Annotated in this window: 14 protein-coding genes; 7 read left to right on the forward strand and 7 right to left on the reverse strand. The window is 68.0% G+C overall.

What is annotated here, in order from left to right; genetic code table 11:
• The first annotated feature begins 1 nt into the window (after window position 1).
• Together E6J58_23340 and E6J58_23345 are read left to right on the forward strand one after the other, a co-directional pair.
• A complete protein-coding gene (locus E6J58_23340; GenBank protein ID TMB32301.1) occupies window positions 2-478 on the forward strand; it encodes a (2Fe-2S)-binding protein in 477 nt (158 codons plus the stop codon).
• 9 nt (window positions 479-487) lie between these two features.
• Complete coding sequence (locus tag E6J58_23345; protein TMB32302.1) at window positions 488-2,857, forward strand: carbon-monoxide dehydrogenase large subunit; 2,370 nt, start codon at window positions 488-490, stop codon at window positions 2,855-2,857.
• A gap of 156 nt (window positions 2,858-3,013) precedes the next feature.
• Here E6J58_23345 and E6J58_23350 read toward each other — a convergent pair whose 3' ends face one another.
• Window positions 3,014-4,318, reverse strand: coding sequence for a hypothetical protein (locus E6J58_23350; protein TMB32303.1), 1,305 nt, complete (start codon window positions 4,316-4,318; stop codon window positions 3,014-3,016).
• Here E6J58_23350 and E6J58_23355 point away from each other — a divergent pair.
• Window positions 4,266-7,775 (forward strand): response regulator, encoded by a 3,510-nt coding sequence (locus tag E6J58_23355; GenBank protein ID TMB32304.1) that lies wholly within the window; start codon window positions 4,266-4,268, stop codon window positions 7,773-7,775. The genes E6J58_23350 and E6J58_23355 overlap by 53 nt on opposite strands.
• On the opposite strand, the gene E6J58_23360 is transcribed toward E6J58_23355, so the two are convergent.
• From E6J58_23360 to E6J58_23380, 5 genes are all read right to left on the reverse strand, one after another.
• A complete protein-coding gene (locus tag E6J58_23360; GenBank protein TMB32305.1) occupies window positions 7,772-8,488 on the reverse strand; it encodes an anti-sigma factor in 717 nt (238 codons plus the stop codon). The genes E6J58_23355 and E6J58_23360 overlap by 4 nt on opposite strands.
• Entirely contained in the window at window positions 8,485-8,985 is a 501-nt protein-coding gene (locus tag E6J58_23365; GenBank protein ID TMB32316.1) for a sigma-70 family RNA polymerase sigma factor, read from the reverse strand. Before E6J58_23365 ends, E6J58_23360 begins: the two co-directional genes overlap by 4 nt.
• Window positions 8,986-9,085: 100 nt before the next feature.
• Complete coding sequence (locus E6J58_23370; protein ID TMB32306.1) at window positions 9,086-9,511, reverse strand: hypothetical protein; 426 nt, start codon at window positions 9,509-9,511, stop codon at window positions 9,086-9,088.
• Window positions 9,508-9,831, reverse strand: a complete 324-nt coding sequence (locus E6J58_23375; protein TMB32307.1) for a cytochrome c oxidase subunit II — start codon at window positions 9,829-9,831, stop codon at window positions 9,508-9,510. The genes E6J58_23370 and E6J58_23375 overlap by 4 nt, the downstream gene beginning before the upstream one ends.
• Window positions 9,831-10,745: a metallophosphoesterase gene (locus tag E6J58_23380; protein TMB32308.1), complete on the reverse strand. Its 915-nt coding sequence runs from the start codon at window positions 10,743-10,745 to the stop codon at window positions 9,831-9,833. The genes E6J58_23375 and E6J58_23380 overlap by 1 nt, the downstream gene beginning before the upstream one ends.
• Before the next feature lie 129 nt (window positions 10,746-10,874).
• Here E6J58_23380 and E6J58_23385 point away from each other — a divergent pair, with 129 nt between their 5' ends.
• Window positions 10,875-11,258: a hypothetical protein gene (locus E6J58_23385; GenBank protein TMB32309.1), complete on the forward strand. Its 384-nt coding sequence runs from the start codon at window positions 10,875-10,877 to the stop codon at window positions 11,256-11,258.
• Window positions 11,259-11,266: 8 nt separating this feature from the next.
• On the opposite strand, the gene E6J58_23390 is transcribed toward E6J58_23385, so the two are convergent.
• Window positions 11,267-12,322, reverse strand: coding sequence for a 3-deoxy-7-phosphoheptulonate synthase (locus E6J58_23390; GenBank protein ID TMB32310.1), 1,056 nt, complete (start codon window positions 12,320-12,322; stop codon window positions 11,267-11,269).
• Window positions 12,323-12,371: 49 nt separating this feature from the next.
• Between E6J58_23390 and E6J58_23395 the strand changes: the two genes are divergently transcribed.
• The 3 genes from E6J58_23395 to E6J58_23405 all read left to right on the forward strand — a co-directional run bounded on the left by E6J58_23395 (window position 12,372) and on the right by E6J58_23405 (window position 14,103).
• Complete coding sequence (locus E6J58_23395) at window positions 12,372-12,641, forward strand: MoaD/ThiS family protein (protein ID TMB32311.1); 270 nt, start codon at window positions 12,372-12,374, stop codon at window positions 12,639-12,641.
• Window positions 12,638-13,735, forward strand: a complete 1,098-nt coding sequence (locus E6J58_23400; GenBank protein TMB32312.1) for an exo-alpha-sialidase — start codon at window positions 12,638-12,640, stop codon at window positions 13,733-13,735. Before E6J58_23395 ends, E6J58_23400 begins: the two co-directional genes overlap by 4 nt.
• Before the next feature lie 149 nt (window positions 13,736-13,884).
• Complete coding sequence (locus tag E6J58_23405; protein TMB32313.1) at window positions 13,885-14,103, forward strand: hypothetical protein; 219 nt, start codon at window positions 13,885-13,887, stop codon at window positions 14,101-14,103.
• Window positions 14,104-14,341: the final 238 nt, after the last annotated feature.

The following is a 14,341-nucleotide window of genomic DNA, read 5'->3' on the forward strand; positions in this document are numbered from 1 at the left end:
CATGTCCAGGCATGACGTCCAGTTGACCGTCAACGGCGTTTCCCACCGCGTCCAGGTCGAGTCCCGGCTGCTCCTCGTCCACCTCCTGCGCGAGAACCTCCGCCTGACCGGCACGCACATCGGCTGCGACACCACGCATTGCGGCGCCTGCACCGTGTTGATCGATGGCGAACCCGTGAAGTCCTGCACCGTCCTCGCCGTGCAGGCCGAGGGCGCGGAGATCACCACCGTCGAGGGGCTGGAGCAGAACGGCAAGCTCCATCCGGTCCAGGAGGCGTTCTGGGAGAAGCACGGGCTCCAGTGCGGCTATTGCACGCCGGGGATGATCCTGACCAGCTGCGCCCTGCTCGCCCGGGACAAGGATCCGTCCGAGGCGCAGATCCGCGAAGCCATCAGCGGCAACCTCTGCCGCTGCACCGGATATTCGAACATCGTCAAGGCCATCCAGTCCGCAGCCGAGCGGCTGCGGCAGCAGTAGGAGGATCCTATGAGCGAGCCCAGGACGAGCCCGGAAGTTTGCGGCATGGGTCACTCGATGAAGCGCAAGGAGGACCCGCGCTTCATCCGCGGCAGGGGCAACTACGTTGACGACATCCAGCTTCCCGGGATGCTGCACATGGACATCGTGCGCAGCCCTTTCGCGCACGCGAAGATCAAGTCGATCAACGCGGAGAAGGCGCTGAAGATCCCCGGCGTGCTCGCGGTGATCACCGGCGAGACGCTGGCCAAGTACAACCTGCACTGGATGCCGACCTTGATGTCGGACACGCAGATGGTGCTGCCGACGGAGAAGGTGATGTACCAGGCGCAGGAGGTCGCGGCGGTCATCGCCACCGACCGGTACGTCGCCGCGGACGGCGTCGAGGCCGTCGAGGTGGACTACGAGCCGCTTCCCGTCGTCGTCGATCCGTTCAAGGCGCTTGCTCCTTCCGCGCCGGTGCTCCGCACGGACAAGAAGGACAAGAAGGACAACCGCATCTTCCACTGGGAGGCCGGCGATCGGGCCGCGACCGACAAGGCATTCGCGGACGCGGACGTGGTGGTGGCGCAGGACATGTACCTGCCGCGGATCCATGTGGCCTCGATCGAGACGTGCGGCTGCGTCGCCGACTTCGATCGCGTCACCGGCAAATTGACGGTCTACATGACCACGCAGGCACCGCACGCCGTCCGGACCGTCTTCGCCCTGGTCGCCGGCCACGTCGGTCTCTCGGAGGAGAAGATCCGCATCGTCTCGCCGGACATCGGCGGCGGCTTCGGCGGCAAGGTCCCCATCTATCCCGGGTACGTCATCGCGGTCGCCGCCTCGGTGGTGATCGGAAAGCCGGTGAAGTGGGTCGAGGACCGGATGGAGAACCTACAGGCCGACTCCTTCGCCCGCGACTACTGGATCCACGCGGAGCTGGCGGCAAAGAAGGACGGCACGATGACGGCGTTGCGGATCAAGACGGTGGCCGACCATGGCTACGCGGATGCGGCGGCGAACCCGTCGAAGTTCCCCGCCGGCCTGTTCTCCATCTGCACCGGATCGTACGCCCTGCAGCATGCGTTCGCGGAGGTGGACGGCGTCTACACCAACAAGCCGCCCGGCGGCATCGCGTACCGCTGCTCGTTCCGCGTCACCGAGGCAGTGCACTGCATCGAGCGCATCACCGACGTGCTGGCCCAGGAGCTGAAGATGGACCCGGCGGAGCTGCGAATGAAGAACTTCATTCCGCCTGCAAGCTTCCCTTACAAGTCCGCGCTGGGCTGGGAGTACGACAGCGGCAACTATCCCGCGGCGCTGCGAAAGGCCATGGACATGGTCGGCTACGAAGCGCTCCGCAAGGAACAGGCCGAGAAGCGCGCTCGAGGCGAGCTGATGGGCATCGGCATCTCCAGCTTCACGGAGATCGTCGGCGCGGGTCCCAGCAAGCAGTTCGACATCCTCGGTCTGAAGATGTTCGACTCCTGCGAGATCCGCGTCCATCCCACCGGCAAGGCGCTGGCGCGCTTCGGAACCAAATCGCAAGGCCAGGGGCACGAGACGACGTACGCGCAGATCGTCGCGGAGGAACTGGGGATCCCGGCGGCGCACGTGCAGGTCGAGGAAGGCGACACCGACACCGCTCCGTACGGGCTCGGCACCTACGCCAGCCGGTCCACGCCGACTGCGGGAGCGGCGGGCGCGCTCGCCGCGCGCAAGGTGCGGGAGAAGGCGAAGAAAATCGCCGCGCACCTCCTGGAGTGCTCGCCGGACGACCTGGTCTGGGAGCCGGGGAAGTTCTCGGTGAAGGGTGCGCCCTCGCGGAGCAAGACCATCCAGGAGATCGCGCTGGCCGCCTATACCAACCATCCGCAGGGGATGGAGGCAGGACTGGAGGCAACCTCGTACTACGATCCGCCCAATCTGACGTTCCCCTTCGGGTCGTATATCGCCGTCGTCGACATCGACCGCGGCACCGGCCAGGTGAAGGTGCGCAGGTTCGTCGCGGTCGACGACTGCGGCAACATCATCAACCCGATGATCGTCGACGGACAGATCCACGGCGGGCTGGCCATGGGTTTGGCGCCCGCGTTGCTCGAGGAGATCAGCTACGACGACGACGGAAACATCACCGGCGGCAGCTTCATGGATTACCTCGTGCCCACGGCGATGGAGACGCCGAACTGGGAGACGGGCAAGACCGTGACTCCGTCTCCACATCACCCGTTCGGGGCAAAGGGCGTCGGCGAATCCGCGACCGTCGGTGCTCCGCCGGCCATCGTCAACGCGGTGGTCGACGCGCTCGCGCACGTGGGCGTCCGGCACGTCGAGATCCCCGTGACGCCCGAGAGGGTCTGGCGGCTCCTGAAGGAGAAAGGGTTGGCCGAGTGAGCGCGCAGGCGTTCTTGCGGGTTTCGCGCGAGCAACTCGCGCTCGGGACCGCGGGAATTGCCGTTTCCGCGCTTTGCTGGGCCTGGTCGCTGCGGGCGGCGGCGCATTCGTCCCACGGCGCCGCCGTCGGATGGCGGGTAATCGCTTAGAGCGAGGTCATCCCTGTTGGCCGCGCAGCCACGCCGCGACGGCTTCGGTGCGGCTGCGCAGGCCGTGCTCGCGGAGCATGCGATCGACGTGCGTGCGCACGGTGCGGTGCGCGAGACCGAGCCGCGACGCGACCTCCTTGTCCGAGAGGCCGGAAGCGATCAGCGCCAGCACCTGTGACTGACGGGGGCTCAGGCGCAGCTGGTGCAGCGAAGCCTCGAGCCGGCGGTACGCTCCGGAGGCGTGCGTCGCCATCGAGGCAAGCACGCGCGCGTCATCGTCGGTGAATGCCCCTTCCCGCAGCGAACCCAGATAGGTCAGGCCGACCACCACCCCGCCGGTAGCGAGCGGAGAGTACAGGCAGGACCGCACCGGCGGAGGCGTCTCTTGACCCGCGGCGCGTTGGACTTCCTCTCGCGCGCCACCCCGCACGATCTCGTAAAGCTCCAAGGCGCGCCGGCGCACCCACTCCACCGTCTCGGCTGCGCAGCCGGAGGGAGCGTAAGCGTCGACGATGGCATCCGAGCCGGGCTTGGCGATCACCGACGCGCCGACATCGAACGCGATGGTCCGCTCCAGCGCCCGCGGGAGGAGGCCGGCGAGGTGCCCGTACGAGCGCGGATCGATCTGTGGATGGGATGGCGCCTGGTGGACGCCCGGGACGTGCGATCTCCGAAGCGCCGCCAGCGCGCGGACCGCGAGGGGTAGATCCGAGCGCGCCGACGAGCGAAGGACGACGATCGGGTCCGACGCGAACGTCTCGATGGTGCGCGAGGCGAGCTCGTCCTCCGCGACGAGGATCGCCGGCAATCCGGGCTGCAACTCGCGCAGTCGCGAAATCCACGCGGCACCTGATTCGCCGGCCGCGACGACCAGCGCCGGGTGCTTCTCGAGAGCCGACGCCAGGCTGGACGGTTCCGCCGCCCCCTGCAGCACCGAGACCTCGCATCCCGCGCCTTCGATCTCCTCGGCGAGCAGCGCGGAAACGAGGACGAGCGGCAACCGGGGTTGCTCGGGAGGATCGGAACGGCCCAGGCCGTCGGCGGCGGCACCGAGGTCGTCGAGGGCGCGGAGAAAGCGCTCGAGCGCTCGCCGCTTCGGGCTGCCGCCCGGCGCTCCCGCGGCAGCTTCGAAGCTCGCGGCAATGGCGTCGACGTAGCTGCGCAGGTAGTGCCGCAGCGGAGATGCCCCTGTCCGTGTGCCGTCCGATGTCATCGGTACCAGACTATACCGCGACGTGAGGAATCCGCCGGAGGATCCTTTGGACGGTTCGGAGGAAACGACGCCGCCCACCACGGCGCGGGCGCGGTCCATCTATGCCGATATCGCGCGCATTGCCGCCGTGTTGGAGAACGCAGCGGAAGGCGATCTTCGTTCTCGCGTCCGCCTCGATCCCGGTCATCCCCTCGCTCCCGTCGCTGCCGCCGCCGACCGCCTCATCACGACGAACGCATTGCTGGTGCGCGAGCTGACGCGGGTATTCCGGCGCGTCGCCGCCGAAGGTCGTCTTTCGGACAGGGCGAACGCATCACTGGTCCCGGGGCAGTATGCGGAGGCGCTCGGCGCCCTGAACGACCTGCTCGACCAACTCACCTGGCACGCCCGGGAGACCGAGGCGGTCGCGCGGGCGCTCGAGCAAGGCGAGCTGCGGCGGACCATGCCGCTGGAGTCGCCGGAGGGCGCTCCTCTGCGCGGGCAGTCCCTGCGCGTGGCTCGCAGCATGAACGCGCTGGTTTCCAGGCTGCGCGCCATCCGCAGCGAAGTCATCCGCATCGCCGGCGAGGTGGGAACCGCAGGAACGCTCGGTGGACAAGCGCGGGTTTCCGGAGCAGCGGGCGCCTGGAAGGAACAGGTCGACGCAGTGAACCTCTTGGCGGCGAACCTCACCTCCCAGGTCCGCAACATCGCGCTCGTGACCACCGCCGTCGCGCGAGGAGATCTGTCCCGGAAGATCACCGTTCCCGCGCAGGGCGAGATCCTCGAGCTCAAGGAGACCGTCAACGAGATGGTCGACCAGCTCCGGGCGTTCGCCGCCGAGGTAACGCGCGTGGCCCGCGAAGTGGGAACGGAAGGCAAGCTGGGCGGTCAGGCCGACGTGAAGGGCGTCTCGGGCGTGTGGAAGGACCTCACCGACAACGTGAACATCCTCGCGGGAAACCTCACCGACCAGGTGCGCAACATCGCCAACGTCACGACCGCCGTGGCCAACGGCGACCTCTCGCAGAAGATCACCGTCACGGTACGCGGAGAGGTGCTGGCGCTGAAGAACACCATCAACACCATGGTCGACCAGTTGCGCTCCTTCGCTTCCGAGGTGACCCGCGTGGCGAAGGAAGTGGGCACCGAAGGGCGTCTGGGCGCGCAGGCCGACGTCCCGGGCGTGGCCGGGGTGTGGAAGGACCTCACCGACAACGTCAACGTGCTGGCGCGCAACCTGACCGACCAGGTGCGCAACATCGCGCTCGTCACCACCGCGGTTGCCCGCGGCGATCTCTCGCGCAAGATCACCGTCCCGGCGCAAGGCGAGATCCTCGAGCTGAAGGAGACGGTCAACGAGATGGTCGACCAGCTTCGCGCCTTCGCGGCGGAGGTGACCCGGGTCGCGCGCGAGGTCGGCACCGAGGGAACGCTGGGCGGGCAGGCGCAGGTTCCCGGCGTCGCCGGCACCTGGAAGGACCTCACCGAAAGCGTGAACACGCTGGCGGGAAACCTCACCTCGCAGGTGCGGAACATCGCGCTGGTGACCACCGCGGTGGCAAACGGAGAGCTGTCGCGCAAGATCACCGTGCCCGCGCGAGGCGAGATCCGCGAGCTCAAGTCGACCGTGAACGCCATGGTCGATCAGCTCCGCGCCTTCACGGCGGAAGTGATCCGCGTCACGCGCGAGGTAGGCGCGCAGGGACAACTGGGCGGACAGGCGAACGTCCCCGGGGTGGCAGGAAGCTGGAAGGACCTGACCGACAGCATCAACGAGATGATCGTCGATCTGCGCGAGAGCACGCAGGCGAACGAGGAACAGGACTGGTTGAACACCAATCTTGCCCGGCTCTCGGGGCTCTTGCAGGGGCGGCGATCGCTGGAGGAGCTGGGGCGGATCGTGCTCGACGAGCTGGCGCCGCAGGTCAGCGCGCAGTATGCGGCGCTCTTCGTCGGCGGCGCACGGTCCATGCGGCGGGTCAGCACCTACGGGCACCCCGGCGCCGGAACCGCGGAGCACTTCGGGCCCGGCGAAGGTCTCGTCGGGCAATGCGCCGCGCAGAGGCGCATCATCGCGGTCGACGGGCTCCCTGGCGAATACGTGCGCGTCCGCTCGGGCATTGGCGACGCGCCTCTCGCGAGCCTGCTGGTCGTGCCGGTGCTCTTCGAGGGCGAGGTGAAAGGCGTCATCGAGCTCGGCTCGCTGGCGCGATTCAAGCCCATCCATCGCGTGCTGCTGGAGAGGCTCGCAGAGAGCATCGGCGTGGTGCTGAACACCGTCGCCACCACCTCGCGGACCGAGCACCTGCTCGAGGAGCTGAAAGCCTCCAACGCAGAGTTGGCGAAGCGCACCAGCGACCTGGAGGACAAGGCGCGCCAGCTCGCGCTCGTCTCCCGCTACAAGTCGGAGTTTCTCGCCAACATGTCGCACGAGCTGCGCACGCCGCTGAACAGCGTGCTCATCCTGGCCCGCTTGCTGGCGGAGAACCCGCGCGGCTCGCTCAACGCGGAGGAAGTGCAGTATGCGGCGACCATCCACTCCAGCGGGCAGGACCTGCTCTCGCTCATCAACCAGATCCTCGACCTCTCGAAGATCGAGTCGGGAAGGCTGCAGGTGGACGTCCGCCCGGTGAAGATCAGCGAGGTAGCCGAGGCGCTCGAGCGCACGTTCCGGCCCACCCTTACGCCTGGGATCGAGTTCTCGATCTCGATCTCGCCGGCGGTCCCGGGAATGATCCTCACCGACGCACCGCGACTGCAACAGGTGCTGAAGAACCTGCTCTCCAACGCCTTCAAGTTCACGCCGTCGGGGCGGGTCGCGCTCTCGATCGAGGTCGAATTCGGCGCCGACGGATTCAGCTCCGCCGCGCTCCGGAGCGCGGAGCAAGTGCTCGCCTTTGCCGTCTCCGATACCGGGATCGGCATTCCTTCCGAGAAGCACGAGTTGATCTTCGAGGCGTTCCAGCAGGCCGACACCTCGACCAGCCGCACCTTCGGGGGTACCGGGCTGGGGCTGACCATCAGCCGTGAGCTGGCGCGACTGCTGGGAGGGGAAATCCGGCTGCGGAGCTCTCCCGGCAAGGGCAGCACGTTCACGCTCTACGTGCCGCTGCTGCAAGCGGCGGAGATCGAGCCGCAAGAGTCGGAACCGCCTCCGCCTGCCCAGCCCAAGCCCCCACAGGCGCCCGCCGAGCTGCGCGGCTGCACCGTCCTGCTCGTCGACGACGACGTGCACAACCTGTACGCTGTCACTAGCCTGCTCGAGCGGTACGGCGCCCGCGTGCTTCCGGCGAACAATGCGCAGGAGTGCTTCGATCTCCTCGACAACAACCCCGGGGTCGACGTGGTACTGATGGACGTGATGATGCCCGAGATCGACGGCCTGGAAGCGACGCGCCGGATCCGGCAGCGGCCGGACCGCGCGTCGGTGCCGATCGTCGCGCTCACCGCGAAGGCCCTGCCCGGAGATCGTGAGCGGTGCCTGGAGGCGGGGTGCTCGGACTTCGCCACGAAGCCGGTTGCGCCGGATACGCTGATCTGGCTGCTGAAGAAGTGGCGAGCCGCGTCCCGCTAGTCGATGCCTGCCATCCGGCGGGCGAGGGCGCCCATCTGCGCCTCCTCGACGTCGCCGACCAGCAGGTACCGCAGCCCTGCCGAGGTCCAGCGCCAGCAGCCGAACCCGCGCAGGGTGTCGCGTTTCGGCGGGGCATCCCGGTCGCCTTCCGCGTCGACCACGAAGAGGTTCAGCAAGTGCTTGCCGTGGCGGTAGACGAGCGCCGCCGCGGGCCGTCCCTCGAGATAGTCCAACCGGCCGCCGGCGAGCGCGTACCCCTCCGAACCGTAGTCTCGAGCCGGCACCGCAAAGCCCACCTTTCCTTCGAACCAAGGCTTGACTACGTGCTGATCGCTGGCTTCGACGTCGAGGGCGTGATCGATCTGCAGCGAGCGCGCGTGCGCTGCCACGGCTTCCTCGACCAGCGCATTGCGACGGGGCATCGCGACCAGCACCACGGCGGCGGCAGCAGCGGCGGCAATCGCGGTCCCGGTCCACGCGCGGCTGATCCGGCGCGGACGTACGGACCGCAGCAGCCGATCCTCGAACCCGGCGGGGGGCTCGAATCTGCGGAGATGTTCCCGCGCCGCATCGCTGAGCGCGCGCAGCGACGCAGCGTGGCGGGTGCAGGAGGGACAGCGCGAGACGTGCTCGCGCAGCTCGAGGACGGAGCGCGCGTCCAGCTCGCCGTCCAGCTCCAGCTCGACGAGAGGAGTGGCTTCGGCGCAGGTCATGACCCGCCCGCCTTTCTCGCTTCGCCGCCGAGCCTCGCCTGCAGCTCGCGGCGCGCGCGCGAGAGTCGCGACATCACCGTGCCGATCGGTGCTCCGGTGACGTCCGCGATCTCCTTGTAGGACATGCCTTCCACCTCGCGGAGGACGAAGGCCTCGCGGAACTCGGGCCGCAGCGCCGCGACCTCCTCCTGGATTCGCTTTGCCTGATCCGTGCGCAGGAGCTGGGCCTCGGGCTCGGGCACGAGTTGCAACGGGACCAGTCCCGGAGAGTCGCGTTCCTCGTCGAAGACTTCCTCCGCTTCGCCCCGCCGCGCGATGAACGACCAGCAGCTGTTCCGCACGATAGTCAAAAGCCAGCTGCGCGCTCTCTCGCCGCGAAACGTCTGGAAGTGCCGGAATGCGCGCATGACAGCCTCCTGCAGCACGTCCTCCGCATCGGCGGGCTCGCGCACCAGCCAGCGCGCGAGGTTGTAGGCGGCGCGGAAGTGCGGCCTCATCGTGCGCTCGAACTCGCCGGGTTTCGCGGCATCGGTCAATTCGGGTCCCTCGTCTCCCGTGACTCGAATGCGCCTTTGGTTATTCCCGCGCCTCCGCCCTTCATCGGATGCCGCGATCGCGGCCGGCGCAGACGAGAAATCCGAGGAGCCCGAGCCCCGAAAAGGCCAGCGGAGCGAGAACGGGAGGAGCGGCGCCGGGCTTTTCTCCTCCGTTCTGGCCAGGCGACAGGGCCCAGGCGGACACGACGCGCGCAACGGCGCGGTCGGGGCGGCCGTCGGAATGAAACCAGGCCCCCAGCAGGCCGACGGCGGCGGTGATTCCGAAGAGGGCGGTGAGGAGCTTGCGCCCCCCACGTGCCCAGGCAAGCCACGCCGGGACGCCCGCGGCGATCACCAGCGCCGCCCAGGCGAGCGGGATCCAGCCGCGCCACGTCTCGCCCAGGACCTCGCGATGCTCGAAGCGCACCTCGACCAGGAGAAACGCAGCCCCGGAGAGCAGCACGCCGGCGATTCGCTTCTCGATCATGGCTTCACCACGATGGTGCCGCCCATGTCTTCGTGTCCGCTGCCGCAGAAGACGCTGCAGTGGAAGGCGAAGCTGCCTGCGCGATCCGGAACGAAGCGGATCCGCGTCACGCCGCCGGCTTCGATTTGCTCGTCGATCTTGAAGTCGGGCAAGGCGAAGCCGTGCTTGCGATCGAGCGAGCTGACCTCGAGCACCACCGGAACGCCGACTCTCAGCTCGATCACGGCGGGCGAGAACTCGAACTTCTTCGCTGTGAGCTGGATGACCTGCGCGCCGTCGTTCGGGACGAGGATGGCTGCCGCGAGAAGGAGCGAGATCATCAGCCGGCCCTCGCCGCAGCCGGCACGGCCAGGCCTTCCATCGAGTATTCGGTCAGGCGCCAGGAGCGCGCGCGGTCGGCATCGACGGCGTCGCGGAAGCCGAGGCCACGGCCCGGATGAGCGGCGTCCCACGGCACCGGCGCGCGCTTCGGCTGCGAACCCGCCGGCGGCAGCGGGAAGATGAGCGACTTCGCCGCGTGGTGGGCAATCTGCCCGGTCATGAAGTGGTGCTCCTGGTGGATGTGGCCGTAGAAAACGGTGACGTTCTTCCAGTGCTGCAGCAGATCGATCGCGCGGCCGCCGTCCTTCGCGGACCAGTCCCACTGCGGGTAGAGATCGAAGAGCGGGCGGTGGGTGAAGATGACGATCGGAGCATCCGCGGCGAGCGGCTTGAGGTCCGAGCGCAGCCAGTCGATCTGCGCGTCGCCGATCACCGCGGCGGGATCGGAGACGTTGTCGAGCACGGCGAAATGAACGCCCTTGTGGTCGAACGAATAGTGCATGCGTCCGAAGCTCTCCTCGTAGGCCTTGCCCCGATCGAGCGAGGCGTCGTGCTCGCCCGGCATGAACCAGCGGGTCTGCACGCGCAGGCCGGAGACGATCGACTGGAACTCGCGCATCCGCCGCCGTCTCTCTGAGTCGTCATCGGTGGTGTGCGTCAGATCTCCGGTGAAGACGACGAAGTCGGGATCGCGCGGCAGCGCGTTGACCGCTGCGACCGCTTTTCGCAGCGTGTTTTCCGCATCGGGGTTCGGAGGACCCTGAAAGCCCCAGTGGGTATCGCTGAGCTGGACGAAGAAGAAGTCGTCGGCCTCGGTGCGTTTGAGAATCCGCGTGCAAGCTCCGGCGAGGCCGGAAGCGAAAACGGCTCCGCCCACTCCCAACAGCTGGATGAACTCACGCCTCGTTTTCATGAAGCCCTCCGGTTGGTCCACCGCGGGGACTCGAAGCGCTGTCTGGTTATTCCCGGGCGCCGTGCGCGGGAATTTGTCCGAGACTTTCGCAATCGCTCCGCCGACGGCTTTTTGCCGAAGGAGGATGTGATGAAGAAGCAGATGCTGATTGCCCTGCTGTCGGTGTGCGCCTGCGCGACCCTTTCCCGTTCATCTGGAGACGACGCGCTGAGCGGGACATGGCGCGGCGTGGTCCGCAAGGGCCTGGTCGAGAGCGTCGTGTGGTTCGACTTCACGCGGACGGATGCCGGCTATCGCGGGAACTACTGGGGGATGGCTCCGCCTGGCGAGCGGGTGGCGCTGGCCGGAGTGGAGCTCGGCCATTCGGTGCGCTTCGAGGTGCCGCGAATGGGCGTGTTCGAAGGCGAGATCGCAGGAGAGACGATGGAAGGTACGTTCGTGGATGCCCAGGGCGCCGGCTCGTTCCAGCTGGCGAAGCAGCTCGACTGGGACGCGCTGCAGGCCGGTCCCTGACCGCAGCGTCAGCGCGCGGAACGTCGCGCGCGGACGGCCGTCGCCAGCTCCTGCAGCACGGGCACCGTCCGCTGCCAGCCGATGCACGCATCGGTGATCGACTGGCCGTAGGCGAGCTGCTTCGGGTCCTTCAGGTCCTGGCGGCCGTCGGCGATGAACGACTCGATCATCACCCCGACGATGCCGCGCTCGCCCTCCGCGACCTGGGCAGCGATCTCGCCGGCGACAGCGGGCTGCCGCTGATAGTCCTTGCCGCTGTTGCCGTGGCTCGCGTCGATCAGCAGGCATTGCGCGACACGCGCGTCGCGCAATGCGTCGAGCGCCTTGCGCACGCTGGCGCGGTCGTGGTTGGGCCCCGCGGTGCCACCGCGGAGGATGATGTGGCAGTCGGGATTGCCACGGGTGGAGACGATGCCCGCCAACCCCTCCTCGGTGACGCCGATGAAGTGATGCGGGTGGGCAGCGGCGCGCACCGCGTCGATGGCAATCTGGATGCCGCCCTCGGTGCCGTTCTTGAATCCCACCGGCATGGAGAGGCCGGAGGCGAGCTCGCGGTGCACCTGGCTCTCGGTGGTGCGGGCGCCGATGGCTCCCCAGGAGACCAGGTCGGAGATGAACTGCGGCGTGATCGGGTCGAGGAATTCGCAACCGGAAGGCAGGCCAAGGTCGACCAGATCGAGCAGGAGCTTCCGCGCCAAGCGGAGCCCTTCGTTGACGGCGAACGAGTTGTCGAGATGCGGGTCGTTGATCAAGCCCTTCCATCCGACCGTCGTGCGCGGCTTCTCGAAGTAGACGCGCATGACGATGCGCAGGTCGGCCTCGAGCTCAGACGCCTGCGCCTGCAGCCTCCGCGCATACTCGAGCGCCGCTTTCGGATCGTGGACCGAGCAGGGCCCGACGACGACCAGCAGACGGTCGTCGTCGCTCTTGAGGATGCGGCTGATCTCGTCGCGGGCGCGGGCCACCACCTGCGACCCGCTCTCCGTCAGCGGAAGCTCCTCCAGGAGGATCGCAGGCGGAAGCAGGGGACGGTTGCTCTCGACGTGCAGGTCGCGGGTTTTCATCGCCGCGGTGATTGTATCCCGACGCTCCAGATCACGTAGGATAGCCGCCGTGCCCCGCGTGACGTTCACCGCGAACCTGAGACGGCTCGTCGACTGCCCGGCAGCAGAGGTGGCGGGCGCAACGGTGGGCGAGGCGCTGGAGGCGGTGTTCACGCGGACCCCGCAACTGCGCGGCTACATCGTCGACGACCAAGGGGCGTTGCGGCGGCACGTAGTGGTCTTCGTCGGCGGCGAGGCGGTGCGCGATCGCGTGCGGCTGACGGACGCCGTCGCGCCGGACGCAGAGATCGCAGTGATGCAGGCGCTCTCGGGAGGATGAACATGGATACGCTGCTCGTCGGCACCCGCAAGGGCCTCTTCACGCTGCGCGGCAACGAGGTCGCCCGCGTCTCGTTTCTCGGCACGGCAGTGACCGCGGTACTGCAGCGGAACGGAGCCATCTACGCCGCGGTGGGGCACGGTCACTTCGGAGCCAAGCTGCATCGGTCGATGGATGAGGGCGAAACCTGGCAGGAGGTGGCGGCGCCGAAGTGGCCGGAGAAGCCCGCCGACATCGACGATCGGAGCCCCACCACGGGCGCGCCGGTGCCGTGGAGCCTCAATCAGATGTGGGTATTCGAGGCGGACCCACGCGAGCCCCAGGCGCTCTGGTGCGGAACCATTCCGGGCGGGCTTTTCCACTCGACGAACGGCGGCGATTCGTGGCGGCTGTTGCGTCCGCTCTGGGACAAGCCGGAACGCCGGCAGTGGTTCGGCGGCGGATATGATTTCCCCGGCATCCATTCGATCTGCGTCGATCCTCGCGATCCTCGGCGTGTTCTCGTCGGCGTCTCGTGCGGTGGGGCTTGGCAGACGGACAATGGCGGCGAGTCGTGGTCGGTCGCGTCCCGCGGGATGTTCGCGGCGTACATGCCGCCGGAGAAGGCAGAAGATCCGGTGATCCAGGACCCACACCGGATCGTGCGCTGCGCCGGCGCGCCCGACGTGTTCTGGGCGCAGCACCACAACGGGGTGTTCCGGTCGATCGACGGGGCGCAGTCGTGGCAAGAGGTGAAGATCAATCCGTCGTCGTTCGGGTTCGCCGTGGCAGTGCATCCCCGCGACCCGGACACCGCGTGGTTCGTCCCGGCGATCAAGGATGAGCTGCGGGTGCCGGTGGAGGGAGCACTGGTCGTGACGCGGACGCGGAACGGCGGGAAGTCATTCGAGACGCTGCGGTCGGGGCTGCCACAGCGGCACGCGTATCACCTCATCTACAGGCACGGCCTCGAGGTTGCGCCGGACGGGCAGACGCTGGCGATGGGATCGACCACAGGCACGCTCTGGCTGTCCCGCGACGCGGGAGAATCCTGGACGGCCCTGTCACGCGATTTGCCGCCGGTGTACTGCGTACGGTTCGGCGGCGCCGCCTAGCCGCCCTTTGGGCGATCTCTGCCCTTTTCAATCCGCGTATGACGGCGGTGCGCTTGGAAGCGACGCGCCTGTCGGGATGTCGCCATCAAACAATTGAATTGGGCAGAGATCGCTTTCGACGTCGCGGCATGACCTCGACGTGACTCGCCGTGAGAGCGTTGGCATCGATCTCGGTGCAGAGCAACCACGTCCACGCCGTGGCCGAAGGCGACGACGTCCAATCGCTCTCCCGCGGGCTGCAGGGGCTCGGCGCCTCGATTTCGAAACGGATCAATCGGGTCAGCGGCCGCCGCGGGCGCGTGTTCGACGACCGCTTCTTCGCGCGCGTCTTGCGGACCCCACGCGAGGTTGCAAACGCCCTTGGCTAAGTCCTGCGCAATGACCAGATCCACGAACGGCGCATGGGAGTCATCGTCGATCGCGGCGACGAGCTGGATGCGTTCTCCTCGGCCGCGCTCCCGGAAGACCCGCCGTTGACATCGCCACCGACGACCTGGCTACTCGCGACCGGTTGGCGCCGCGCGAAACCGATTCGTGCCGTCGGGTAGCATTGATGCCCGGAACGTCGCGGACAGCGCGACGGTACTATCTCCGATTCGATGCCTG

The sequence above is a fragment of the Deltaproteobacteria bacterium genome (assembly GCA_005879535.1).
In the GTDB taxonomy this organism is placed as follows: domain Bacteria; phylum Myxococcota; class Myxococcia; order Myxococcales; family 40CM-4-68-19; genus 40CM-4-68-19.